Raw genomic sequence first — 24,162 nt, 5'->3', positions numbered from 1 at the left:
CCTCAGCGGCGTTGATTATTGAGTAACAAAAGTGGCGTTGACCGACGGCGCGTAGTCCGGCAGTACAGCGTCGACCTTTTTCTGCTCTTTCAAGAAAGCAGCGGTGTCGGCCAGGGCTTTGGTAGTGGGTGCGCCCAACAACACGACCTGATCTGCGGCCAGCGGGTACACGTTGCCTTGCAGCAGCAGAGGGATATCCGTTGCCTTGGCGCCCGAAAGCTTCACCACTTTGTCGATGTTGCTCTGATTGGCCAGCCAGGCTTTTGGATCCTTGTGGTAGTCGGCGTAGGCGTCCAGCGTCACCTTGGCGAACTGCTTGACCACTTCAGGGTGCTTGGCGGCGTAGTCCTTGCGCACGATCCAGGCATCAAAAGTCGGTGCGCCGAGCTTGCCCAGCTCACCCGAGGTGATCAGCACCTTGCCGTTTTCCTTGGCCGTGCCCAATGCCGGGTCCCACACGTAGGTGGCATCGATATCGCCACGCTTCCAGGCAGCCACGATGGCCGGTGGTGCGAGGTTCAGAATCTGTACTTTCGAAGGGTCGATGTTCCAGTGTTTCAACGCGGCCAGCAGGCTGTAATGGCCGGTGGACACAAAGGGCACGGCCACTTTTTTGCCGACCAGATCCTGCGGGCCGTTGATCCCCGAACCATCGCGGGCGACCAAGGCTTCAGAGCCCCCCAGCTGGGTGGCGATCAAAAAGGTTTCAACCGGTACGTTGCGAGTCACCGCGGCCGTCAGCGGGCTAGAGCCCAGGTAAGCAATCTGCACATCCCCCGAGGCGATGGCGGCAATGATGTCGGCGCCGTTATCAAACTTGCGCCAGTTGATCTTGGCGCCCGTGGCTTTCTCGTAAGCACCATCGGCCTGGGCGACCTTCGCCGGGTCCACCGTGGTTTGGTAAGCCACGGTGACATCCGTGCTGGCAGCCTGCGCGAAGAAGCTGGCACCCGCCAGAGACAGAGCAGCCAATAGGCGTAGGGGAGAATGCAGTTTCATCAGGAAGCTCCTCGGCAGGCGGCCGGATATCGGCAGAATGCGAGGTTAAATGATCTAAGAAACACTAAATAAATAACTTTTAAGCATTAGCTTATGTAGTTCCGCCACCTCTCCAGCCGTAATCGTTCAGCAACTGATACGGCCTTTTGACCCGGATGTGATCGGGTCAAGGGTTTAAGAACCAAACGCTATTAAAAGATTCATGAAATTATGTTTAGGAATTAGACGAAAGACCGATAGCATTCCTATTCGTGCGCGTAGGAAATATCCTTCTTTATGCCTGTTTGATCTGAAAAGGTTAGAAATAATTCTTTTTAGGTTTATAAAATAGCCATTAATCTGCGCACAAACGACGGAAGACTAGACAAAGGTCGTAGACACGATTGGTTACGATTGACTTGCCAGTCACCGTCTGGCGCTAATCGCGCATCTGAAGCACCCAGACATCAGATCCGGGACTAAAGAAATACAAAAATTAGAAACGCAAAGGAGCAACACAATGAACAAGTCCACCTTGGCCATCGCTGTGGCCGTAGGGTTGTTGGCACAACAAGCAAGTGCTGCTGGCTTCATTGAAGACAGCAAGGCCACGCTGAAACTGCGTAACTTCTACATCAACAACGACAACCGTGATTCGGGCACCAAAGCGGCTGGCGCTCAAAGCAAGGCCGAAGAATGGGGCCAAGGCTTCCAGCTGGACTTCACCTCTGGCTTCACTCAAGGCACAGTCGGTTTTGGTATTGATGCCATTGGCCTGTTGGGCGTGCGCCTGGACTCGGGCGGCGGCACTAATGGTCGCAGCGGTAACTCCTACGGCGGTACTGTATTCCCAAGTAAGTCCAACGGTGACGCCGTTAATGACTACTCCAGCCTGGGCCTGACAGCAAAAGCCAAGATCTCCCAGACCGAACTGCGCTACGGCACGCTGATGCCGAAACTGCCGGTCATCTCGTACAACGATGGTCGCCTGCTGCCACAGACCTTTGAAGGTGGCCAAATCACCTCCAACGAGTTCAAGGATGTGACCCTGATCGGTGGTCAAATCGAACACGTGAAAGGCCGTAACTCCAGCAGCGAAGAACAAATGTCGATTGGTGGTGCGAACGCTCGTACAGCCAACAGCAACAAGTTCCTGTACGGCGGTGTCGACTACAAGGTCAACAAAGACCTGTTGCTGCAGTACTACTACGGCAACCTGGAAGAATTCTACAAGCAACACTTCCTGGGCCTGGTTCACAACTGGTCCATCGGCCCGGGCGTGTTGAAAACAGACCTGCGCTACTTCAACAGCAGCGACGACGGCAAGAACGGCAGCGTCCCTGCCTACTACTCTTCGGGCAGTTACCACACCCAGGCCAACGGCAAGGGCAAGGTCGACAACAACCTGATCAGCGGCCTGTTCCTGTACACCGTTGAAGGTCATACCTTCGGTGGCGGTTACCAGGTCAGCAACGGCAGCAGCGACTTCCCGTTCCTGAACCAGGGCGACGGCGCGTCGGCTTACATCCCGACCGACATGCAGATCTCGAAATTTGCCCGTGCTGGCGAACGTACCTGGCAGGCACGCTACTCGTATGACTTCGCTAAAGTGGGCGTTCCTGGCCTGACGGCGGGCGCGGTTTACCTGCGTGGCGATAACATCGACACCTACAACAGCAGCACAGTACAAACCAGCAAGGGCGCTTCCGAATGGGAACGCGATATCACCGTGGCGTACGTGATCCAGGAAGGCGCGCTGAAAAACCTCGGCTTCATGTGGAAAAACGCCATGTGGCGCAACGATATTGCCGGCCTGCGCGACCAGGACGAAAACCGTCTAATCGTCAGCTACTCGATCCCGTTGCTGTAAGCCGGTTGTAGATCAAAGGTTAGAAAAATCCTGCCCGGCGCAATGCCGGGCAGGGTGTTTACCGAAGACCTGAACGGTCAATTCGCAACACATTCAAATGTCGCAGCTCCCTGCCGCTCCCCTTGCCTAAACCTGAGTCCAGAGTGGACCCGGGGCTTTGTTGCGTCCAATGAAACAGTTTTTAATATTCCTTTCTGACCTAACAAAATCGATATTTATTCTTTTTAATTAGCTCGTGACGCAGGCAGAGTAAAGCCATCACGCCCTGCCATTCCCTATAAAAAGGAGCTGCACCATGAGCCTCAGACTCGGCGATATCGCCCCCGATTTCGAACAGGATTCCAGCGCTGGCAAGATCCACTTCCATGAATGGCTGGGCGACAGCTGGGGGGTGTTGTTCTCGCACCCGGCCGACTTCACACCGGTGTGCACCACCGAACTGGGCTTTACCGCCAAGCTCAAGGATGAGTTTGCCAAGCGTGGCGTCAAAGCCATCGCGCTGTCGGTAGACCCGGTGGACTCGCACCACAAGTGGATCGAAGACATCAACGAAACCCAAAACACCGTAGTCAACTTCCCGATCCTGGCCGATGCCGACCGTAAAGTGTCCGACCTCTACGACTTGATCCACCCCAATGCCAGCGACACCCTGACGGTGCGCTCGTTGTTCGTGATTGATCCGAACAAAAAAATCCGCCTGACCATCACCTATCCGGCCAGCACCGGGCGCAACTTCAACGAAATCCTGCGGGTGATCGATTCGCTGCAACTGACCGACAACTACAAGGTAGCGACCCCGGCCAACTGGCAGGACGGCGACGACGTGGTGATCGTGCCCTCGCTCAAGGACGAAGACGAGATCAAGAAACGCTTCCCCAAGGGCTACCGCGCCGTGAAGCCCTACTTGCGCCTCACGCCGCAGCCCAATAAGTAATGTGAATGTCATCCCTTGTGGGAGCGGGCTTGCTCGCGATCAAGGCGCTGCGGTTTTTCAGATGCACCGCAGCGATCCCATCGCGAGCAAGCCCGCTCCCACACAACCAGTGTCTTCAGCAGGGTTTCTGGCCGTTTCGACGGCCTTTTTTTTGCGTTTCGTTTAACACAATCGCATATGCATTTTAAGAATAAACAAATGAATAAATATGATTTATAGATATATAAATCACCTGTTAAGGTCTATTCACTCAAGCGAAAACGCTGACAGCGAATTGCACAAATTCATTCAAGGAAACGCCTAGATGCTGGTCGTGACACTCGGAGGAAGCCCAAGCCAACGATCCCGTTCGGGAGTGTTGCTGGATCACGCCAAACGCTGGCTCAACCAGCAAGGCGTCGAAGTGGTGAGTTATCAGGTACGGGATTTTCCGGCCGAGGACTTGTTGCACGCACGTTTCGACAGCCCAAAAATTATCGACCTGCTGCAGCAAATTGAAAACGCCGACGGCCTGGTGATTGCGACTCCGGTTTACAAAGCCTCGTTCAGCGGCGCACTGAAAACCGTGCTCGACCTGCTGCCCGAACGCGCCCTGAGCCACAAAGTGGTGTTGCCCATCGCCACCGGTGGCAGCATCGCCCACATGCTGGCCGTGGACTACGCACTCAAGCCCGTACTGTCGGCGCTCAAGGCCCAGGAAATGCTGCACGGCATTTTTGCCGAAGACAGCCAGATTGCTTACGGCGAAGGCGGCGCACCCGCGCAACTGGTGCCGGTGCTGGAACAGCGTATGAACGAATCGCTTGAGCAGTTTTACAGCGCTCTGGCACGCCGCCCCAAGCCACTGGACCCCAGCATCCTCAACGAGCGCCTGGTCACGGCTCGCTGGAGTATCTGAGCCAACACATTACTCAACTGTGGGAGCGAGCCTGCTCGCGAAAAGATCGCTGCGGTGTATCAGAAAAATACATCGCCTGAATCGCGGGCAGGCTCGCTCCCACAGATAAAGCATCACCCTTCACCTTACTGATCCGCTAACGGCTCGGCAGGTGCTACCCGAATCTCGAACCTCAAAAGGAGAGCGCCATGCGCCCTGTCATTTTGCGTCGTGGTCTGGTCGCACTGTTAGCTGCGGCTGTGTCCTTCGGCGCTGTTACCCAGGCTCAAGCCGATACCTTGCGCATCGGTTACCAAAAATACGGCACGCTGATGCTGCTCAAGGCTAAAGGCACGCTGGACAAGCGTCTGGCCGAGCAGGGCGTTGACGTGCAATGGACTGAGTTCCCCGGTGGCCCGCAGCTGCTTGAGGGCCTGAACGTAGGCTCCATCGACTTCGGCGTAACCGGTGAAACCCCACCTGTTTTCGCCCAGGCAGCAGGCGCCGATCTGCTCTACGTGGCCTACGAGCCGCCAGCCCCGACCAGTGAAGCGATTCTGGTGCCCAAGGACTCACCGATCACCTCGGTCAAAGACCTGAAAGGCAAAAAGGTCGTACTCAACAAAGGCTCCAACGTTCACTACCTGTTAGTGCGTGCCCTTGAGGATGCGGGCCTGAAATACACCGATATCCAGACCGTGTTCCTGCCACCTGCCGATGCCCGCGCGGCGTTTGAGCGTGGCAGTGTCGATGCCTGGGTGATTTGGGACCCGTACCAGGCCGCGGCCGAACAACAGCTGCAAGCGCGCACCCTGCGTGACGCCAGCGGCATCGCCGACAACCATCAGTTCTATCTGGCCACCAAGCCGTACGCCGAACAGCATCCCAAGGTGATCGAAACCCTGGTCGATGAAGTGCGCAACATTGGCGAATGGGCCAAAGCCCACCCTGAAGACGTGACCGAACAAGTCGCGCCGCTGCTGGGCTTGTCACCAGAAATCACCCTCACGGCGGTCAAACGCCAAGGCTACGGCGCGCAGTTCTTGACCCCCGAAGTGGTCAACGCCCAGCAAAAAATTGCCGACAGTTTTTACCAGCTCAAGCTGATTCCCAAGCCGCTCGTTGTGAAAGACGTGATCTGGACGCCCCCGGCCAATCTGGCCAAAGCCAACTAACGCTTGCTGCCCCCATTTAGGAGACCACTCCATGAGCCTCAATATTTTCTGGTTCCTGCCTACCCACGGTGACGGCCATTACCTTGGCACCTCCGAAGGCGCTCGTGCCGTTGACTACGGTTACCTGCAACAAGTCGCACAGGCCGCAGACCGCCTGGGCTTTGGCGGGGTGCTGATTCCGACAGGGCGTTCGTGCGAAGACTCATGGCTGGTAGCGGCAGCGCTGATCCCCGTGACCCAGCGTCTGAAATTTTTGGTGGCCCTGCGCCCGGGCATTGTTTCGCCCACCGTGGCGGCACGTCAGGCCGCGACCCTGGACCGTCTGTCTGGTGGCCGCGCGCTGTTTAACCTGGTAACCGGCGGCGACCCCGAAGAGCTGGCCGGTGATGGTTTGTTCCTCAGCCACGAAGAGCGCTATCAGGCTTCGGTGGAATTCACCCGCATCTGGCGTCGTGTGCTCGAAGGCGAAACCGTGGACTACGACGGCGAACACATCACCGTCAAAGGCGCGAAATTGCTCTACCCGCCAATCCAGCAACCGCGCCCGCCGCTGTACTTCGGTGGATCGTCGGAAGCTGCGCAAGACCTGGCTGCCGAACAAGTTGAAATGGTGCTGACCTGGGGCGAGCCACCGGCCGCCGTCGCCGAAAAAATCGAACAGGTACGTGCCAAGGCCGCCAAGCTGGGGCGCACCGTACGCTTCGGCATTCGTCTGCACGTGATTGTGCGTGAAACCAACGAAGAGGCTTGGAAAGCCGCCGACAAACTTATTTCCCATCTGGACGACGATACCATCGCCCGCGCTCAAGCCTCGCTGTCGCGCTTCGACTCGGTCGGCCAGCAACGCATGGCCGCCCTGCATGGCGGTAGCCGCGACAACCTTGAAGTCAGCCCCAACCTGTGGGCCGGCGTGGGCCTGGTGCGTGGCGGTGCCGGCACGGCACTGGTCGGTGACGGCCCAACCGTGGCTGCACGGGTTCAGGAATACGCCGATCTGGGCATCGACACGTTCATCTTCTCCGGCTACCCGCACCTGGAAGAGTCGTACCGCGTGGCTGAACTGCTGTTTCCGCACCTGGATATCGAACGTCCGGAACTGCCAAAAGGCGCAAGTTACGTAAGCCCGTTTGGCGAAATGGTCGCCAATGACATTCTCCCTAAAGCTGCGTCGCAGAGCTGAGGTCGCCATGAGTTCAGGCAAGGCCTTGGGCCTCAATAAAATCGGTCACACCCTTGCGCCCTGGGCCTTGCCTGTGTTGCTGCTGGCGGTGTGGCAGCTGTCCGTGTCGGCGGGCTGGTTGTCGACACGCATCCTGCCCGCTCCCAGCGCCGTGATCGCGGCCGGGATCGAGCTGGTTCGCAGTGGCGAAATCTGGAAACACCTGGCCATCAGCGGCTGGCGTGCCGGGTTGGGCTTTGCCATCGGCGGCAGCATCGGCCTGGCGCTGGGCTTTATCACCGGCCTGTCGAAATGGGGCGAACGCCTGCTCGACAGCTCGGTGCAAATGATCCGCAACGTGCCGCACCTGGCGCTGATTCCGCTGGTCATCCTGTGGTTCGGTATCGATGAGTCGGCGAAGATATTTCTGGTAGCACTGGGGACTTTATTCCCGATCTACCTCAACACCTACCACGGCATCCGCAACGTCGACCCGGCGCTGGTCGAGATGGCGCGCAACTACGGGTTGTCCGGTTTCAGCCTGTTCTGGCAGGTGATCTTGCCGGGGGCGCTGCCTTCGATCCTGGTGGGCGTGCGCTTTGCCCTGGGCTTTATGTGGCTGACGTTGATCGTGGCCGAAACCATCTCGGCCAGCTCCGGCATCGGCTACCTGGCGATGAACGCCCGGGAGTTCTTGCAAACCGACGTGGTGGTGCTGGCAATTGTTTTGTACGCCGTGCTCGGCAAACTGGCCGATACCGCAGCCCGTGGTCTGGAGCGCATCTGGTTGCGCTGGCACCCGGCCTATCAAGTCGTTAAAGGCGGTGCAGCATGACAGCTCAACAACCTCCACGTTTGCGCCAGGGCATCCCGCTGGCCATCAACGGCCTGCAAAAAGCCTTCGGCGAGCGGCTGGTGCTGCGAGATATCAATCTGCACATCCCGGCGGGGCAATTTGTCGCCATCGTAGGCCGCAGCGGTTGCGGCAAAAGCACCCTGATGCGCCTGCTGGCCGGGCTCGATCAGCCCACCGCAGGCCAATTACTGGCCGGTAGCGCACCGCTGCAAGCGGCCCGTGAAGACACGCGACTGATGTTTCAGGAGGCGCGCCTACTGCCCTGGAAAAAAGTCATCGATAACGTAGGCCTTGGCCTTAAAGGTAACTGGCGCCCCAAAGCGCTCAAGGCACTGGAAGAAGTGGGTCTGGCCGAACGAGCCAATGAATGGCCCGCAGCATTGTCGGGCGGGCAAAAACAGCGTGTGGCCCTGGCCCGCGCCCTGATCCACCAGCCGCGCTTGCTGCTGCTCGACGAACCGCTGGGCGCACTGGATGCCCTGACCCGCATTGAAATGCAGGACCTGATCGAACGCCTGTGGCGCCAGCATGGTTTTACCGTGTTGCTGGTGACACACGACGTCAGCGAAGCCGTCGCGATTGCTGACCGGGTGATTTTGATTGAAGACGGGCAGGTGGGGCTGGACCTCACCGTCGATCTGCAACGCCCTCGGGTACGCGGCTCGCACCGTCTGGCTGCACTGGAAACCGAAGTACTGAACCGTGTTCTCGCACTGCCTGGCTCGCCACCTGAGCCGGAACCCGTTGCACCGCTGCCTACGCAACTGCGCTGGGCGCAATAAAACCACTTTTAATCCCAAGACAGGAATCGACACCATGACCATTAAAGCCATCAACGTTCGCAACCAGTTCAAAGGCCACATCAAGGAAATCGTACTGGGCGACGTACTGTCGGAAATCGACGTACAGACCGCGTCAGGCATCGTGACCTCCGTCATCACCACCCGCTCGGTCAAAGAGCTGGAACTGGTGGTCGGCAGCGAAGTGATCGCGTTTGTAAAATCCACCGAAGTGTCCATCGCCAAGCTGTAAACCGTGGTTTATCCACAACCCCGAAAGGTGTGAGCCCTTCGGGGTTTTTTGTGGGCAGTGGGTACGTGCAATCAGGCATCGCGCAGCGCCAGCACCCCCAACACATCACAGCCTTGCTGCAACAACAAAGACGACGCCTCGCACACCGCGCTCAAATCATGGGGGTCATGGCTGTGGCCGCTCATCAGCGCCAAACAGCGCAACAAATTCTTGGCCGCCTGAATGCGCTGCTCGGCACAGGCCAGCAGGGCAGGTACAGAGGCGAGGGAGTCGATTAACAAAACGGTTGAACCGACGGGGTTGTCGGTTTGGGGGATGTAATGCGTCATGGTTGAACTCCAATAATTTGAGGAGCCACTCCGATCAGCTTGCACGCAGAAAGAAGGTGGCAGTTGTGCGCGGGTGTGCAAGACCGGTTATTGGGACCCGGCAGACCCGAAGATCTCCCGCGCACAACCGCCATAACGCCGATTGCAGGCGCAGAGCCTACCAAGCGATATGAAAAGTTGAAATCCAATAATCAGGCTTGCACGCCTGATCGCTGATTTTTCAGCGACGGGGCGGACTATAGGCAGCCCGCCTGGGGCATCACAATGGGGTGCCGAGCGTGAAAGCCCGATCCCACACAAGTGCGCGAAGGGTCTGTAAATACCGACCTTAGCTGTGGGAGCGAGCCTGCTCGCGAAGGCCATTCGCGAGCAGGATCGCTCCCACACACACCTTCGGTTTTTTCGAGTGCAAACTGCACTTTTTCGTGGACCCAAGGGCAGGGCCCGCCCATTGCAGGCGGGCCCTGGCTGTCAGCGCACCAAATGCAAAAACTGCATATGGCGTTCGTACTGATCGAGGATGTCGTTGATGATTTGCTCTTTGGTGTAGCCCGTCAGGTCGTAATCCTGACTGCCTTCGGCCAAATGCACTTCAGCGCGGTAGTAACGACGATTGCGCAGTTGCTCTTTTTTGCCAAAACCACCACGGGCAAAGGACGGCGTGAAGTAGCCGCGCATCTGCACCTGGTAGATGAACGGATGTTCATCGCCATGGCCGATTTCCAGGCTTACGTTGTCGTTGGCCGGGTCGGGCTGGGTGACGACATTCAGGCCTTTTTCCAGGAACACCGCGCTCACTTCTTCAATCGCCGGGCGCACGGTGGTATCCATAAAGCGATACACCTCGTCACGGGACGGGAAGTGCACGGCCTGACTCAGGCGCTGACGCCAACCACCGCGACGCGAGTGCGAAACCGGCGCCAGGGAGTGCATCTGCGCGATTTGCTTCTGCGACTCAAGGTAGAACGCCTTGTGCAGGCCCCACATCATCAGCAGCAAAATCAGCGAGAACGGCAGCGACGTGAGCACCACCGCTGACTTGAGCGCATCGATACTGCCCGAGAACAACAGCGCACTGGTGACCAGCGCGGTCATCGCACCCCAGAACACCCGCAACCATTTAGGACCATCTTCGTCAGCGTTATTGCCGCGCGCCGAGAGGGTGGACAGCACCACGGTGCCGGAGTCGGCCGAGGTCACGAAGAACACAAAGCTGATAAACACCGTCACCGCAATCACGGTCCGGCTCCACGGGTAGGTCTCCAGCAGCAGGTACAGCGTGCGCGACGGGTCGTCGATAGCCGACTGGCCGAGGGCAACCATGCCGTGGTTGAGCACCTGATCAATGGCGCTGTTGCCGAAAATCGACATCCACGCCAGGGTGAAGCCCAGTGGAATCAGCAGTACGCCAAACACGAATTCGCGGATGGTGCGACCACGGGAAATACGCGCAATAAACAGGCCCACAAACGGCGACCATGCGATCCACCAGGCCCAATAGAACACGGTCCAGCCGCCCAGCCAGTCGCTTGGTTTGTCATAGGCGTACACGTCGAAACTCTTGGTCGGCAACGCGCCCAGATAGTCACCGATGTTTTGCACCAGGGTGTTGAGCAAATGCTGGGTGGGGCCTGCGAACAGCACAAACAGCAGCAGCGCGCACGCCAGCAGCATGTTGATGTCGGACATCACCCGCACGCCTTTGTCCACGCCCGCAATGGCCACCAAAATGGCTGCGCCCATCATCAGCGTGATCAGCCCTACTTGTACCCATTGGGTGTGAGGCAGGCCGAACAGGTAATCGAGCCCGGAATTGAGGTGAAGCACCCCAAAGCCCATGTCGGCGCCCAGACCAAATACGGTGGCGATGATGCCAAAGCCATCCACCGCATAGCCGATAGGCCCGTTGATGCGCTTGCCGATCAGCGGGTACAGCGCCGAGCGCAGCGCCAGCGGTAAGTTGTGGCGGTAGGCGAAGTAGGCCAGCGCCATGCCTACAAAGGCGAACACGCCCCAGCCATGCAGGCCCCAGTGCAGGAACAGCAACTGCATGCCTTGGCGCGCAGCCTCTGACGTGCCGGCCGGGCCTTGAGGCGGGGCGAGCATATGGGTCAGGGGTTCGGACACACAAAAGAAAAATAGCGTGATGCTGATCCCGGCGGCGAACAGCATGCCCGCCCAGGACAGGTAACTGAACTCGGGTTCGTCGTGGTCGGCACCGAGCTTAATCTTGCCGTAGCCGGACAAGGCGGTGACGACCACGAAGATCAGATACAGGGTCATCGCTAACATGTAGTACCAGCCGACCGTATTGGCCGCCCAGTTTTGTGCTGCCAGCAGCCATTCCCCGGCGGCTTGCGGCATGGAGATAACCACCAGGCCAAAGATCAGGATAAACACGGCGGCAAAGTAAAATACCGGTGGGTTCATGCGGATCGAAGACGTTTCAGGCGTGATCGGTACACTCATTGGATGTGCACCTTATAGAGATAAAACGGGATCAAAAAGAGCGGATTCGGCAAGGGTTAGCCTCCTGTTGTGAGCGGGCAGCGGACCACCGGTTTAAGTTGAACGAGCATTCAAGTTAAACATGGATGGCCTTTCAGCACTAATCGCTGCCCACGGCTACACGTCTCATACGTTAGCTCATGACTGGGTATGACACATGGCCATGACCAACGTTCAGCCGTTGTGGGGTGGGGCTGTCAGGGGGGGCGACGGCAAAAGAAAACGGGGTTTTCGAGCGCTGAAAAAAAAAATCCAAAAAAAGCTCGCAGAAGCGCAGTGATCAAAAAATAGACTGATTTAGACGTCGATCAGTAGCGCCTCAGGAAGAAAGTACCGACGAATTTGCAGCAGGGGGGGAACCCCATTGATTGAAGTGGTCCCAGAGACTTATCTCGTATTCGCGCCCGCAATCTACAAGCACCAATACGAACAAACAGAGATTCACAAAGAACACCTGATAATGTTACCCGATGACAGTTATCGAAAATTTAAGACTACAAACACTCTATTTCATACATCGAAATTAACATTAGAACCTAGATAAAAATCAATCGATAGAAAAATAATTCTTTCTTTCAACGGATATTTATATCAACTTAACTTTTCAATGTCTCTGCCGATGGCTCATCGGGAGTTATCGTCGAAAAATTAACGGCCACTGCTTCTTTAATTTCACCCTTTTGAGTAAAACCACTGACACCTACAATATCATTACCATTTCGAGCATCTGCTAATGGCCTTGTATAGTTCAGATCAATCTGTGAAATACTTAACTCGTCCAGCGAATGTAACTCGCTTGTACTAGTCGACTCAATGCTGCTTTGGCCATCATGATTGGCATCAACCCAAACCCTCACATCCCCCCAGCGTTCATCCTGGTTATCAAACTTAAGGTCTTTGTTGCTATCCAGGCTGCGCAGTGCATCAAATGCATTATCAAAGGTTTTTTTACTCGGAGAATCACGGCTTCCTTGTTCGGCACCAAAATACTCTGACATCAACTCCGAGACATTATCAATTTTTCCGTTGCCATCAAGGTCCAAAACAACCATACCCTCGTCAGTACTGCTCCACCCCGTTTGCACCTTCTCGCCATCGTTGTTCATGTCGAAATGAACAGGAGAGGTATGAGGGTTGGTGAGTTTTACACCGGCCCCACCCAGATCCAAAATCAAAGGGTCTACTTTGTTTTCTAAGGCGCATCTCATTCTTGCAATTTGTTCTGGCGTTATATAGTTGAGACCTCCAACACTTTCCAAGGAAATATCAACATTAGCAGCTGGCCTTTCGATATTTGTCACAGGTACCCCTCCGCCTGTGCTGTAGCCGTTCGATGCAGAAGTAGCGCCACCTGCCCACCCACTTCCGCCACTGTCAAGACTACCAGCCGTACCGTTACTTATACCGCCACCAGGAACTACAGGCAGTGAAATATCAACGTCTACACCTTTTACTAATAAATCTTCAAATACTATCTTTATTACAATAGGTATAATCATTGAGGCATTGCCAAAATACTTTTCGAAAATCATCCCAATAGCAGCGGCATTTTGTATAAATACCGTGGCATAATTTTCCATTTGCTCTAAAAAGTTACGGCCCGGAATCTCAACGTAATTATGCCCTAGTCCACCCCCCCACACAGGAAACTCATCACCGAGCGTCCCGGCCCATTGCCATGGTTCCAAACCTAGGTGTTTTACTGCGGCTTGCACGTCTCTTTCAATAATCTGTTGAATTGGCAAGATGCCTTTAGCATAAATAAAATCCTCAATAACTTGGTGGGCTAATCTGTCAGAAGCATTTTTATACATACGCGAAGTGAATTTCCTTCCGGAGCGCTCAACTGCATATCGCATGGAATTGGAAACCAGTTCGCTTGCAAAGCTTCCGTCAATATTATTGATAGATTTTGCAGCCATAAGCCAGTTAGCCGTCATCAACATCTGGTCTCTCACTTCGCCACCGGCCTGGTTGGCAATGGCTTTTTGAGCAACATTATATAAGTAATGGTATCCTCCCGCGTAGTCTTTCACGGCGAGTCTACCTTTCAGGTATATGACATCCGCGGGTGTAAGAGGTATTTGCACCATATTGGCGCCTCCTTAATTAATTAATTAAAAAACGATCCAGAAAACTCAACACAAAATTATCGACTTCTTTAAGGTCGGAAATCTCACGCTTAAACAAATAGTCAACCCCAAAAATATTTTTGTACGCTCTTTTTCCCACATAAATAAGGTCCCACTCATGTATGTAAGCATTGCTTCCATCACGGCCCGCGACTCTATACATCTTCTCACTACCCTCTAACAGTTCAACCCCATCAAAAGACGCAATGGTTTTTAATGTTCGGGTGACTCGATTTATATCAAACGGAGGAACGGATATAGGAAATAGAACTAATACCATTACATTGTTAGATTTATTTTTATAGTCAACCAACTTCATGGACGGATACTCAACTCGAAGAGTAACCACGGTTTCACGGTTAAAATCAATAAGCTCACAATCCTCATCCGAAACATCAAAGGAAAAAACACTGATATTCGTTTTTTTATTAACAAACGTGCAAGCTGCATGGGTGGGCATTGAGCCCCAAGCAAACACCAGTGATATAAGCCCACCTAGAAGATATCTACGCACTACCAGCCTCCAATATTACTGATGTATCGCCTTATCCACAGGAGGATTAAATACAGCCACCAGAAACATTTAATCTCCAGAGCACAGCGCGAAACATGGTTTTGGACGTGTTATTTCCATACACCATCCAAGATTCAATATTAAAAATCTTATCGCCCTGAAAACTTTAGGCCTTGTACCAAAATATGACCACAGCGAAGCCGCCGTACTTAATGTCGGATATTTCCGTAACTAAAAATAGTATGTAGGAGAGGGTTAAACCGGGCGCTGAACTGCGCGCCCCCGTTTAAAACACAGACAAATCCAGCGGCCGAATCGCGCCCATCCAGATCGCATGGTCGGTGTGGTCGCGCAGGTCATTGCCGGTATCAGGGTGCAAGAACACCACCAGTCCGTTGCGGTTGAGCGCCAGCCACGGCAGGACGATGCCGATGAGCTCCGGGCCGAACGCCAGCTGGCAGCTCCAGTCCGGATGCGGGCCGACCGGGCGTTGGTGGACGCGGCCCATGGTGACGCCAAACAGTTGCCTGGCCTCTTCGCATAAAGCTCGCGCCTGATCGATGGTCGAGGCGTCGAAGTAGACGTGGGCGTGGTAGCCCTTAATTCGTTGCATAGGGGGCCTCGTGTTAAAGGATGCATTTAATTGGGTCACTGGCTTGCACCCGCATTCTGCTCCGCCAGCATCCAGTCGACAAAGACCTGGACCAGCCTGCCACGCCGTTTTCGGGCAGGCATCACCGCGTAATAGCCAAATTCCGATTGAGCCGACTCGGCAAACGGGCGGCACAGCACACCCTGCTCCAGCAAGTTATCCACAAGGTGCTTCCACCCAATGGCCATGCCTTGCCCGGCGATGGCGGCCTGAATCAGCAGCGTGTAGTTGTCGAACCGTAGCTGGCCCGGCGCAGGCGCCTGCCCAAGCTGGAGGGCGTCAAATAGCCGATACCAGTCGAACCACTGGCGAGCATGTTCACCGCGCAATTGCAGCAAGGGGAAATCGCCCAGGGCCTGAGCCGCTAGCGGCAGCGCCTGGCCGGACAGCAAGTGCGGGCTGCACACCGGGAATACTTCTTCGTTGAACAACCACTGGGACTCACCCTGAGCAAATCGCCCCTGGCCAAACACTACTGCCACGTCGATATCGCCATGCAGGGCGTCATGACTACGCTCGCGGGTAATCAGACTTACATCAATGTGTGGGTAAAGCCCGTGAAAACGCGGCAGACGCGGCATCAACCAATACGCCGCAAAGGCAAAGTCGGTGGCGACTTGCAGCACTTCACGGGCAGGTTGTTCACGTAACGCCTGCAAACCTGCGTCGATTTGTTGCAAACCCGCCTGAACATGCAAGAACAGGCCAAGGCCCGTCTCGGTCAGGGCAATGCCGCGATAGATTCGATCAAACAAGCGAACACCCAAGCGCTGTTCCAGCCGTTTGAGTTGCTGGCTGATGGCTGGCTGGGTAGTACCCAGTTCCTGTGCCGCGGCGGTAAAACTGCGATGTCGGGCTGCCGCCTCAAAAGTGCGCAGCAGGTCGAGGGACACATTACCCAGCGCTTCATACATTAGCTGTGCTTATCCGAGTTATTGTGGTGCATGGGTTTTACCACGACAAACGTGGCCTTCATGCTGCTTGTCAGCACTTTCGCATAAATTATTGAAAGGCCGCCCCCTTATGTCGCGCAAAAATATCCTGTTCATCATGGCAGACCAAATGGCCGCCCCGTTGTTGCCGATTTACGGCCCGTCCCCGATCAAACTCCCGCACTTGAGCCGTTTGGCGGCTCAAGGTGTGGTGTTCGACGCGGCGTACTGCAACAGCCCGCTGTGCGCGCCGTCGCGCTTCACCCTGGTCAGCGGCCAGCTCCCGAGCAAAATCGGCGCCTACGACAACGCGGCGGACTTGCCCGCGGATGTGCCGACCTATGCACACTACCTGCGCCGTTTGGGTTATCGCACGGCACTGGCGGGCAAGATGCACTTTTGCGGGCCCGATCAATTGCATGGCTATGAGGAGCGCCTGACCAGTGATATTTACCCCGCCGACTATGGCTGGTCGGTCAATTGGGATGAGCCGGATGCGCGGCCCAGCTGGTACCACAACATGGCCTCGGTGCTGCAAGCCGGGCCGTGTGTGCGCACCAATCAGCTGGATTTCGATGAAGAAGTGGTGTTCAAGGCGCAGCAATACCTGTTCGATCACATACGTCAGGACGGCGATCAACCATTTTGCCTGACCGTGTCCATGACCCATCCACACGACCCGTACACCATCCCCAAACCGTTCTGGGATTTGTATGGCGACGAAGAGATTCCGCTACCCGAGACCCCGCCACAAGCCAGCCTCGACCCACACTCGCAACGCCTGCTCAAAGCCTACGATCTCTGGGACAAGCCGCTGCCTGTGGATAAGATTCGCGACGCCCGCCGCGCGTATTTCGGCGCGTGCAGCTACATCGACCACAACATCGGTCGACTGCTGCAAACCCTTGAAGACACCGGGCTGGCAGATGACACGGTGATCGTGTTTTCCGGCGATCACGGCGACATGCTGGGCGAGCGCGGGCTTTGGTACAAAATGCACTGGTTCGAGATGGCCGCACGGGTGCCGCTGATGGTGTACGCACCGGGGCAATTTGATGCGGCGCGCATTGGCGCCGCCGTATCGACCGCCGACCTGCTGCCCACCTTTGTCGAACTGGCGGGTGGCACGCTGGAGGACAATCTGGCGCTGGACGGTCGTTCGCTGGTGCCTCATCTGCGCGGCGAAGGCGGGCATGACGAAGTGTTTGGCGAGTACATGGCCGAAGGGACCATCAGCCCGTTGATGATGATCCGCCGTGGGGCCTACAAATTTATCTACAGTGAAGACGATCCTTGCCTGCTGTATGACCTGCACAACGACCCGCGTGAACAGCAAGAACTCAGTCAGTCCCCCGGGCATCAGGCGCTGTTCAGCGCATTTTTGGCCCAGGCTCGGGCCAAATGGGACATCCCCCTGATTCACCAGCAAGTGCTTGCCAGCCAGCGTCGCAGACGACTGGTCACACAAGCGCTGGCCACAGGCAAGCTCACCAGTTGGGATCATCAACCGTGGGTCGACGCCAGCCAGCAATATATGCGCAACCACATCGACCTCGACGACCTGGAGCGCACGGCACGTTATCCACAACCCGGCAGCTTGAACCCGGCAGGGTTAAACGACACTCTGCCCAAGACCGATATCTGAAGAGTCCTACATGGCCAGGCCCAAACTCACACACTTATTGCCGTTCTTAAGCTGGCTGCCCAAGCAAACCCGCGCCAGCGTCAGCCGCGATGCAATGGTGGGGCTCAGTGGTGCAATTCTGGCGTTGCCGCAGTCCATCGCCTACGCCCTGATCGCCGGCTTACCGCCCGAGTACGGGCTGTATGCGGCCATCGTGCCGGTGATCATCGCTTGCTTGTGGGGTTCGTCGTGGCATTTGATTTGCGGCCCTACGGCGGCAATTTCGATCGTGCTGTTTGCCAGCGTCAGCCCGCTGGCGGTGCCCGGCACTCAGGATTACATCGGCCTGGTCCTGCTGCTGACGTTTCTGGCCGGGGTGTTTCAGTGGCTATTGGGGGTGCTGAAGTTTGGCGCGCTCGCCAATTTTGTCTCGCATTCGGTGGTGCTCGGTTTCACCCTGGGCGCGGCCGTGGTGATTGGGCTGGGCCAGTTACCGAACCTAATGGGCCTGGACTTACCGAGCAGGGCTACCGCTCTGGACAGCCTGTTGACGCTGCTTGCCCATGTTCGCCAATTCGATCCCGCCTCACTGGGGCTGGGGGCGGGCACCTTGGCACTGGGTATCGCGCTCAAACACTGGCTACCACGCTGGCCCACATTGCTGATCACCCTGGTGCTCGCCAGCCTTGCAGTGTGGCTGTTGCCGCAGGTGTTCGGGCATGTCGAGCGGGTGCAATCGTTTGTGGGCCGCTTGCCGCCCTTCAGCCCGCTCCCCCTGGATGTGGACACCTTCTTGCGCTTGCTGCCGGGCGCCGTGGCGGTGGGCATGCTGGGGTTGGTGACCAGCTTGTCGATTGCCCGCTCGTTAGCAACACGTTCGCAGCAGATGCTCGATGCCAATCAGGAAGTGCGCGCACAAGGCCTTTCCAACGTGGTGGGCTCGCTGTTCTCGGGGTATTTGTCGTCGGGTTCCTTTACACGCTCGGGGTTGAGCTACGAAGGAGGGGCCCGTTCACCGCTGGCCGGGGTGTTTTCAGCGCTGTGGGTGGCGTTGTTCGCCGTGACCGGGTCCAAGCTGATTGCGCACATTCCGATCCCGGCGATGGCAGGGAGTATTTTGCTGATTTGCTGGGGGCTGGTAGACACGCGAGGTATTCGGGCGCTGTGGCGGGTAAGCCGCGCCGAGTTCGCAGTGATGGCGCTGACCTGCGTCGCAACCTTGTTGCTGGAGTTGCAAACAGCAATTTACGCCGGGGTGCTGGCCTCGCTGTTTTTCTATCTCAAGCGCACCTCGCGCCCGCGCATTCAACAATGGCGCGAGGGCGACGAAGAGGTGTTGCGGGTTGGCGGTTCGATCTTTTTCGGCGCCGCCCATTACCTGCAAGTGCGTTTGCAGCGCACACAGGGCCGGCGGGTGGTGATCGAGGCGCAGCACATCAACTTTATCGATTATTCAGGGGTTGAAATGTTGCATCAGGAGGCTCGCAGGTTACAGGGCCTGGGGCGCAGTTTGACCTTGCGCCGGGCGCGGGCGCAGGTGGTGGAGGAATTGAAAAAACTGGAAGGTGCGGATAAATGCCCGATTCTGTTTGAGGCCTAAGGTCGGCCCTCAGCCCAACCCTCTCACGAAAGGATGGGCTGAGCGCTTGCTTTACAGCGCCAGCAACCTGCGCAACTCGGCCAACGCCGGAGCCGTATCAGGGCGCACACCGCGCCACAGGTAGAACGCTTCGCCCGCCTGTTCGGCCAGCATCCCCAGACCGTCCATGACCTGACCTGCGCCATGCCCGGCGGCCCACACGCAAAACGGCGTGGGTTCCTTGCCGTACATCATGTCGTAGCACAGGGTTTTACCCGGCTCGATCAGGCTGCTGGCAATGGGTGGCAATTCACCGCTCAAGCTGGCCGAGGTGGCGTTGATGATCAGGTCGACCGGCTCGTGCAACCAGTCAAAACCGCTGGCCGCTACCGGGCCCAGGTCGCTGAACAGTTCGGCCAGCAACTCGGCCTTCTCAACCGTGCGATTGGCGATGGTCACAGAAGCCGGCCCCTCGGCCAGCAAGGGTTCCAACGCCCCCCGCACCGCGCCGCCTGCGCCCAGTACCAGGATGCGTTTGCCCTTGAGGCTGAAACCGGCATTGACCGTGAGGTCGCGTACCAGACCTGCACCGTCGGTGTTGTCCCCCAGCAAGCTGCCATCTGCCTGCTTGCTCAGCGTGTTGACGGCACCTGCACGGTGAGCGCGGGCCGTCAGTTTATCGGCCAGCCGGTAGGCGTCTTCTTTGAAGGGCACCGTCACATTGGCGCCACGCCCCTGAAGGAAGAACTCCGTCGCGCAGCCAGCAAAATCATCCAGTGGCGCGAGCAAGGTGTCGTATTGCATGACCTGACCGGTTTGTTCGGCAAACAGGCGATGCAGTACCGGGGATTTGCTGTGAGCAATCGGGTTACCAAAAACGACGTAACGGTCCATCAGGCAAACTCCTCGGGCAATGTCAGGCGTTGGCTAACCAGTCGCGGTCCTGCAAGAAGTAGTCGGTAAGACGAGCCTCCGGGCTGCCCGGCTCGGCTTTCCAGTCGTAGCCCCAGCGAACTTGCGGCGGCAGCGACATCAGGATCGACTCGGTGCGACCGCCCGATTGCAGGCCAAACAGGGTGCCACGGTCATAGACCAGGTTGAATTCAACGTAGCGGCCACGGCGGAACTCCTGGAATTCACGCTGTTGGGCGGTGTATTCGTCGTTTTTGCGACGCTGGACGATTGGCAGGTAGGCGTCGATGTAGGCGTCGCCAATGGCACGAATAAAGGCGAAACAGGTGTCGAAATCCCACTCGTTCAGGTCATCAAAAAACAGGCCGCCGATGCCGCGCGGCTCATTGCGATGCTTGATGTGGAAGTAGGTGTCGCACCAGGCCTTGTAGCGCGGGTACACGTCGGGGCCAAACGGCGCACACGCCTGCTCGGCCACACGGTGCCAATGCACGCAGTCTTCTTCAACGCCGTAGTAAGGCGTGAGGTCAAAGCCGCCACCGAACCACCAGACCGGCTCTTCGCCCTCTTTTTCAGCGATGAAAAAACGCACGTTGGCGTGGGACGTGGGTACATGCGGGTTGTGCGGGTGGATCACCAGCGACACACCCAAGGCTTCAAACCCACGGCCCGCGAGTTCAGGGCGATGGGCGCTGGCGGATGGCGGCAAGCCGCTGCCAAATACGTGGGAAAAGTTAACCCCGCCTTTTTCAATCACATGGCCGTTTTCGATCACACGGGTGCGACCGCCGCCGCCCGCCGGGCGCTGCCAGGCGTCTTCAATGAATTGCGTGCCGCCGTCTTCAGTTTGCAGTGCGTTGCAAATGCGGTCTTGAAGGTCGAGCAGGTAGGCTTTTACAGCCTCGGTGCGAGTAGTCATGACATCACCTTAAATCGGGCAAAGCGACGCGGCACTTCGTTCTGAGCGGGGCCGGCGGCAAAGGGCCGCTAGCATAACACCGCACCCCGCATCACCGCTGTTGACGAAGGTCACGCTTAAGCGTTGGATGGTGGCTTCGTGAAATGAGCGAGGACAATGCAGATGGCTAAACGTATCCAGTTTCGGGCCCACGGTGGCCCTGAAGTGCTTGAGTATGTCGACTACCAGCCCGCCGAGCCGGGTCCGCAGCAAGTGCGGGTACGCAATCAGGCCATCGGTCTGAATTTCATCGATACCTATTACCGGGGCGGCTTGTACCCACTGGCTGAACTGCCATCCGGGCTGGGCAATGAAGGCGCGGGGATCGTTGATGCGGTGGGCAGTGACGTGCACACCGTTAAGGTCGGCGACCGCGTGGCTTACGGAACCGGCCCGCTGGGGGCGTACAGCGAGCTGCATGTATTGCCCGCCGCGAACGTGGTGAAGCTGCCCGACGACATTTCGTTTGAACAGGCCGCCGCCGTGATGCTGAAAGGCCTGACAACGCAGTACTTGCTGCGTCAGACCTACGAGCTCAAAGGTGGCGAAACTATCTTGTTTCATGCCGCCGCCGGTGGCGTCGGTTCGATTGCCTGCCAGTGGGCAAAAGCGCTGGGCGTGAAGCTGATCGGCACCGTCAGTTCAGCCGAAAAAGCTGCACATGCCAAAGCGCTGGGCGCATGGGAAACCATCGACTACAGCCATGAAGATGTGGCCCAGCGTGTACTGGAATTGACCGACGGCAAGAAGTGCCCTGTTGTGTATGACGGCGTAGGCAAAGACACCTGGCTAACCTCGCTGGACTGCGTGGCACCTCGCGGACTGATGGTCAGCTTTGGTAATGCCTCTGGCGCAGTGACGGGGGTGAACCTGGGGATTTTGTCGCAGAAAGGTTCGCTGTACGTCACCCGGCCGACACTGGCCACTTACGCCAATAACGCCGAAAACCTGCAAACAATGGCCGATGAGCTGTTTGAGATGATTCGCAGTGGCAGCATCAAGGTTGATATCAGCCAGCGTTTTGCGCTGAGTGATGCGGCCAGGGCACAGACCGAGTTATCGGCACGCCGTACAACGGGCTCAACGATTTTGTTGCCTTAATAAAAACACCTCGATTGATCACTCCCTCGTGGGAGCGAGCCTGCTCGCGAAAGCCTCAAGAGCGCCGCGTTTATCCAGTGAACGCGCTATCGTTAAGGACCTTCGCGAGCAGGCTCGCTCCCACAAGGATGGGAGTGCTTTTTAAGACGGGCGAACCACCTTGCCGGTGGCCAGGTCGCGGATCAGGCTCGGGTTTTTACGCCCGCCCAGGTTACCGCCCAGTACATGATCAATTTGCCCACGGAAATACTGCTCAACTTTTAACCGAGTACGCGCAGCCGGCAAGCCCGCGGGGTTGGCCGAGGTCGATACGATCGGCCCCACCAACGCACAGAGCTCACGCACCAGTGGGTGATCACTCACGCGAAGCGCCACGGTGTCATGAACACCGGTGATCCACTCGGGCAACAAGCCCTGATGGGGCACCAGCCAGGTGTTCGGCCCCGGCCAGGTGCTGGCCATACGGTCGATCCATTCCTGGGGGAAGTCTTCAAACAGAAAGTCGAACTGGTGAATGTTGTCTGCCACCACAATCAGGCCTTTATCCACAGGCCGCGACTTAATCGCCAGCAACCGCTCGACCGCTTCCTCATCCCACGGGTCGCAGCCCAACCCCCACACCGCCTCGGTCGGATAGGCAATTACCGCGCCTGCGCGAATGGCTCTTGCAGCTTGTTGGACGCGCCAGGTGCTGATCATCGAATGTCTCCAGATATGTGCTGCGCGCAGTGTACTTAGCTGGGGCGCGCAAACCAACGCCCGCCCTCCAGCACCACATGCCCTGCCAGTTCAAGTTCGGTCATAGCAGCCAGCAACCGGGGTAAATCCCAGCCACTGGCATTAACCAGCGCTTCGCTGGTTTGAGGCGCTGCCTGCAACAATTGCACCAGTGGATGACAGCTTGGTGTAAACAAATCTGTAGTAGATAACGACATTGAGCGCCAGCCCCGCAGGCCTTCCAGAATATGCTCGACGGTTTCGACCAGGGTGGCGCCATCGCGGATCAACTGATGACAACCCCGTGCCCCCAGGTGGTGGATTGAACCGGGCATGGCGTACACCTCGCGACCTTGTTCGGCCGACAGACGAGCAGTGATCAGCGAGCCGCTGGCCACACTGGCCTCGACCACCAGCACGCCAAGGGATAAACCACTGATGATGCGGTTGCGCCGCGGGAAATTGGCCGGTAGTGGTCCGGCGTCCAGAGGGAACTCCGAAACCACCGCGCTGCCGCTGGCAATCATTGCGTCTGCCAAGGCGCGATGGCGCTGTGGATAAAGTTTTTGCAACCCCGTGCCCAATACACCCACCGTCTGTCCGCCAACCTCCAGCGCCGCTTGATGTGCGGCGCCGTCTACCCCCAGCGCCAGCCCGCTGGTAATCACAAAACCAGCTGCGGCAAGGCTGCGAGAAAAGGCTGCGGTGGTGTCCAGACCCGGCCGTGAAGCACGCCGGCTACCGACCATCGCCAGCTGCGGTTTTTCCAGAATAGTAGGATCTCCGGCCACGAATAACAGGGGTGGCGCATCACTCAGCTCACTCAATAACGCAGGGTAATCGGCCTGATCATGAAGCAGCACATGGTGGCTGGAGCGCTCAAGCCAGCGCAATGCAGCGCTGGCACCGTCACGAACTTGCGGGCTGCGCCGCGCTTGGGCACAGGCTGTGGGCAGTCCCAATGCCTGCCAGGCACTGGCAGGCGCACTGAGCGCCGAACTGGCCGAACCGAAGGCGCTAAAAAGGGTGTAGTAACGCCGTGGCCCAACCTCGGGCAGGCGGTGCAAACGCAAACGGGCTTCGAGCTCTGCTGGGGATATTTCTGACAGCGACATGGGATCATCCTTGATCGGTTATTCCATCTGAACATAAGGCACAAGCTGTGGATAAGTCTGTTGACAAGTTGTTTAGCAAACTATGGAAACGGCAGGATTGAGCACCCGGTTCAGGATTGAAATCGTGCGTGGAAACCCAACATTAGTTGAACGCCGCCAAGAGGCTGATCACACAGGTTTCAAATTGAGACATGCACCGCCCAGCTGT

General features: G+C 57.1%; 22 protein-coding genes. 11 read left to right on the top strand and 11 right to left on the bottom strand.

From position 1 onward, the window contains the following. Positions 1-15: 15 nt before the first annotated feature. Positions 16-999, bottom strand: coding sequence for a taurine ABC transporter substrate-binding protein (gene tauA, locus RGV06_RS14740; RefSeq protein ID WP_019828597.1), 984 nt, complete (start codon positions 997-999; stop codon positions 16-18). Positions 1,000-1,498: 499 nt separating this feature from the next. Between tauA and RGV06_RS14735 the strand changes: the two genes are divergently transcribed. The 8 genes from RGV06_RS14735 to RGV06_RS14700 all read left to right on the top strand — a co-directional run bounded on the left by RGV06_RS14735 (position 1,499) and on the right by RGV06_RS14700 (position 8,881). Next, entirely contained in the window at positions 1,499-2,848 is a 1,350-nt protein-coding gene (locus RGV06_RS14735; RefSeq protein ID WP_322150320.1) for an OprD family porin, read from the top strand. Between the two features lie 295 nt (positions 2,849-3,143). Further along, entirely contained in the window at positions 3,144-3,782 is a 639-nt protein-coding gene (locus RGV06_RS14730) for a peroxiredoxin (RefSeq protein WP_019828599.1), read from the top strand. A 304-nt stretch (positions 3,783-4,086) separates the two neighbouring features. After that, entirely contained in the window at positions 4,087-4,680 is a 594-nt protein-coding gene (gene ssuE / locus RGV06_RS14725) for an NADPH-dependent FMN reductase (protein WP_019828600.1), read from the top strand. Between the two features lie 188 nt (positions 4,681-4,868). Next, positions 4,869-5,834, top strand: a complete 966-nt coding sequence (locus RGV06_RS14720; protein WP_019828601.1) for a sulfonate ABC transporter substrate-binding protein — start codon at positions 4,869-4,871, stop codon at positions 5,832-5,834. A gap of 31 nt (positions 5,835-5,865) precedes the next feature. Continuing rightward, a complete protein-coding gene (gene ssuD / locus RGV06_RS14715) occupies positions 5,866-7,014 on the top strand; it encodes an FMNH2-dependent alkanesulfonate monooxygenase (RefSeq protein WP_019828602.1) in 1,149 nt (382 codons plus the stop codon). A gap of 7 nt (positions 7,015-7,021) precedes the next feature. Beyond that, on the top strand, positions 7,022-7,828 hold the full coding sequence (gene ssuC, locus RGV06_RS14710; RefSeq protein WP_019828603.1) for an aliphatic sulfonate ABC transporter permease SsuC: 807 nt from the start codon (positions 7,022-7,024) through the stop codon (positions 7,826-7,828). Beyond that, complete coding sequence (gene ssuB / locus RGV06_RS14705) at positions 7,825-8,631, top strand: aliphatic sulfonates ABC transporter ATP-binding protein (RefSeq protein WP_322150316.1); 807 nt, start codon at positions 7,825-7,827, stop codon at positions 8,629-8,631. The genes ssuC and ssuB overlap by 4 nt, the downstream gene beginning before the upstream one ends. A 34-nt stretch (positions 8,632-8,665) precedes the next feature. After that, a complete protein-coding gene (locus tag RGV06_RS14700) occupies positions 8,666-8,881 on the top strand; it encodes a TOBE domain-containing protein (RefSeq protein WP_003444581.1) in 216 nt (71 codons plus the stop codon). Between the two features lie 71 nt (positions 8,882-8,952). On the opposite strand, the gene RGV06_RS14695 is transcribed toward RGV06_RS14700, so the two are convergent. From RGV06_RS14695 to RGV06_RS14670, 6 genes are all read right to left on the bottom strand, one after another. Next, positions 8,953-9,210, bottom strand: coding sequence for a hypothetical protein (locus RGV06_RS14695; protein ID WP_019828606.1), 258 nt, complete (start codon positions 9,208-9,210; stop codon positions 8,953-8,955). 471 nt (positions 9,211-9,681) lie between these two features. Further along, positions 9,682-11,640: a choline transporter BetT gene (gene betT, locus RGV06_RS14690; RefSeq protein WP_162207969.1), complete on the bottom strand. Its 1,959-nt coding sequence runs from the start codon at positions 11,638-11,640 to the stop codon at positions 9,682-9,684. 674 nt (positions 11,641-12,314) lie between these two features. Continuing rightward, positions 12,315-13,754, bottom strand: a complete 1,440-nt coding sequence (locus RGV06_RS14685; RefSeq protein WP_322150310.1) for a hypothetical protein — start codon at positions 13,752-13,754, stop codon at positions 12,315-12,317. Positions 13,755-13,827: 73 nt separating this feature from the next. Continuing rightward, positions 13,828-14,364 carry a hypothetical protein gene (locus RGV06_RS14680; RefSeq protein ID WP_019828609.1) on the bottom strand — a complete coding sequence of 179 codons (537 nt, stop codon included), beginning with the start codon at positions 14,362-14,364 and terminating at the stop codon, positions 13,828-13,830. Between the two features lie 286 nt (positions 14,365-14,650). Beyond that, positions 14,651-14,977, bottom strand: a complete 327-nt coding sequence (locus tag RGV06_RS14675; RefSeq protein ID WP_019828610.1) for a DOPA 4,5-dioxygenase family protein — start codon at positions 14,975-14,977, stop codon at positions 14,651-14,653. A 35-nt stretch (positions 14,978-15,012) separates the two neighbouring features. Next, positions 15,013-15,930, bottom strand: a complete 918-nt coding sequence (locus tag RGV06_RS14670; protein ID WP_046809513.1) for a choline sulfate utilization transcriptional regulator — start codon at positions 15,928-15,930, stop codon at positions 15,013-15,015. A gap of 109 nt (positions 15,931-16,039) precedes the next feature. Between RGV06_RS14670 and betC the strand changes: the two genes are divergently transcribed. After that, entirely contained in the window at positions 16,040-17,593 is a 1,554-nt protein-coding gene (gene betC, locus RGV06_RS14665; protein WP_322150307.1) for a choline-sulfatase, read from the top strand. A 10-nt stretch (positions 17,594-17,603) separates the two neighbouring features. Further along, positions 17,604-19,172 carry a SulP family inorganic anion transporter gene (locus tag RGV06_RS14660; RefSeq protein WP_019828618.1) on the top strand — a complete coding sequence of 523 codons (1,569 nt, stop codon included), beginning with the start codon at positions 17,604-17,606 and terminating at the stop codon, positions 19,170-19,172. Between the two features lie 51 nt (positions 19,173-19,223). Here RGV06_RS14660 and aroE read toward each other — a convergent pair whose 3' ends face one another. Continuing rightward, positions 19,224-20,045 (bottom strand): shikimate dehydrogenase, encoded by an 822-nt coding sequence (gene aroE / locus RGV06_RS14655; RefSeq protein WP_019828620.1) that lies wholly within the window; start codon positions 20,043-20,045, stop codon positions 19,224-19,226. 22 nt (positions 20,046-20,067) lie between these two features. Further along, positions 20,068-20,982 (bottom strand): oxygen-dependent coproporphyrinogen oxidase, encoded by a 915-nt coding sequence (gene hemF, locus RGV06_RS14650; RefSeq protein WP_019828623.1) that lies wholly within the window; start codon positions 20,980-20,982, stop codon positions 20,068-20,070. Between the two features lie 162 nt (positions 20,983-21,144). On the opposite strand from hemF, the gene RGV06_RS14645 reads away from it, so the two are divergent. Continuing rightward, positions 21,145-22,122, top strand: coding sequence for an NADPH:quinone reductase (locus RGV06_RS14645; RefSeq protein WP_019828624.1), 978 nt, complete (start codon positions 21,145-21,147; stop codon positions 22,120-22,122). Between the two features lie 141 nt (positions 22,123-22,263). On the opposite strand, the gene RGV06_RS14640 is transcribed toward RGV06_RS14645, so the two are convergent. Both RGV06_RS14640 and dprA read right to left on the bottom strand, forming a co-directional pair. Then, positions 22,264-22,821 carry an L-threonylcarbamoyladenylate synthase gene (locus RGV06_RS14640; RefSeq protein WP_019828625.1) on the bottom strand — a complete coding sequence of 186 codons (558 nt, stop codon included), beginning with the start codon at positions 22,819-22,821 and terminating at the stop codon, positions 22,264-22,266. Between the two features lie 35 nt (positions 22,822-22,856). Further along, positions 22,857-23,954, bottom strand: coding sequence for a DNA-processing protein DprA (dprA, locus tag RGV06_RS14635; protein ID WP_322150304.1), 1,098 nt, complete (start codon positions 23,952-23,954; stop codon positions 22,857-22,859). Between the last annotated feature and the right edge of the window lie 208 nt (positions 23,955-24,162).

The organism is Pseudomonas sp. CCI3.1 (assembly GCF_034313985.1).
Taxonomy (GTDB): domain Bacteria; phylum Pseudomonadota; class Gammaproteobacteria; order Pseudomonadales; family Pseudomonadaceae; genus Aquipseudomonas; species Aquipseudomonas psychrophila.
The sequence above is the reverse complement of the archived record's forward strand: the minus strand, read 5'-3'. Positions and strand labels throughout refer to the sequence as shown.

Excerpts from the sequence above, each read along its gene's own strand:
- tauA (WP_019828597.1), bottom strand. The coding sequence starts at position 999 with ATGAAACTGCATTCTCCCCTACGCCTATTGGCTGCTCTGTCTCTGGCG.
- RGV06_RS14640 (WP_019828625.1), bottom strand. The coding sequence starts at position 22,821 with ATGATCAGCACCTGGCGCGTCCAACAAGCTGCAAGAGCCATTCGCGCA.
- RGV06_RS14700 (WP_003444581.1), top strand. The coding sequence starts at position 8,666 with ATGACCATTAAAGCCATCAACGTTCGCAACCAGTTCAAAGGCCACATC.
- hemF (WP_019828623.1), bottom strand. The coding sequence starts at position 20,982 with ATGACTACTCGCACCGAGGCTGTAAAAGCCTACCTGCTCGACCTTCAA.
- dprA (WP_322150304.1), bottom strand. The coding sequence starts at position 23,954 with ATGTCGCTGTCAGAAATATCCCCAGCAGAGCTCGAAGCCCGTTTGCGT.
- RGV06_RS14645 (WP_019828624.1), top strand. The coding sequence starts at position 21,145 with ATGGCTAAACGTATCCAGTTTCGGGCCCACGGTGGCCCTGAAGTGCTT.
- ssuD (WP_019828602.1), top strand. The coding sequence starts at position 5,866 with ATGAGCCTCAATATTTTCTGGTTCCTGCCTACCCACGGTGACGGCCAT.
- RGV06_RS14695 (WP_019828606.1), bottom strand. The coding sequence starts at position 9,210 with ATGACGCATTACATCCCCCAAACCGACAACCCCGTCGGTTCAACCGTT.
- ssuC (WP_019828603.1), top strand. The coding sequence starts at position 7,022 with ATGAGTTCAGGCAAGGCCTTGGGCCTCAATAAAATCGGTCACACCCTT.
- betT (WP_162207969.1), bottom strand. The coding sequence starts at position 11,640 with ATGAACCCACCGGTATTTTACTTTGCCGCCGTGTTTATCCTGATCTTT.
- RGV06_RS14670 (WP_046809513.1), bottom strand. The coding sequence starts at position 15,930 with ATGTATGAAGCGCTGGGTAATGTGTCCCTCGACCTGCTGCGCACTTTT.
- RGV06_RS14730 (WP_019828599.1), top strand. The coding sequence starts at position 3,144 with ATGAGCCTCAGACTCGGCGATATCGCCCCCGATTTCGAACAGGATTCC.
- betC (WP_322150307.1), top strand. The coding sequence starts at position 16,040 with ATGTCGCGCAAAAATATCCTGTTCATCATGGCAGACCAAATGGCCGCC.
- RGV06_RS14675 (WP_019828610.1), bottom strand. The coding sequence starts at position 14,977 with ATGCAACGAATTAAGGGCTACCACGCCCACGTCTACTTCGACGCCTCG.
- RGV06_RS14660 (WP_019828618.1), top strand. The coding sequence starts at position 17,604 with ATGGCCAGGCCCAAACTCACACACTTATTGCCGTTCTTAAGCTGGCTG.
- aroE (WP_019828620.1), bottom strand. The coding sequence starts at position 20,045 with ATGGACCGTTACGTCGTTTTTGGTAACCCGATTGCTCACAGCAAATCC.
- ssuB (WP_322150316.1), top strand. The coding sequence starts at position 7,825 with ATGACAGCTCAACAACCTCCACGTTTGCGCCAGGGCATCCCGCTGGCC.
- ssuE (WP_019828600.1), top strand. The coding sequence starts at position 4,087 with ATGCTGGTCGTGACACTCGGAGGAAGCCCAAGCCAACGATCCCGTTCG.
- RGV06_RS14735 (WP_322150320.1), top strand. The coding sequence starts at position 1,499 with ATGAACAAGTCCACCTTGGCCATCGCTGTGGCCGTAGGGTTGTTGGCA.
- RGV06_RS14720 (WP_019828601.1), top strand. The coding sequence starts at position 4,869 with ATGCGCCCTGTCATTTTGCGTCGTGGTCTGGTCGCACTGTTAGCTGCG.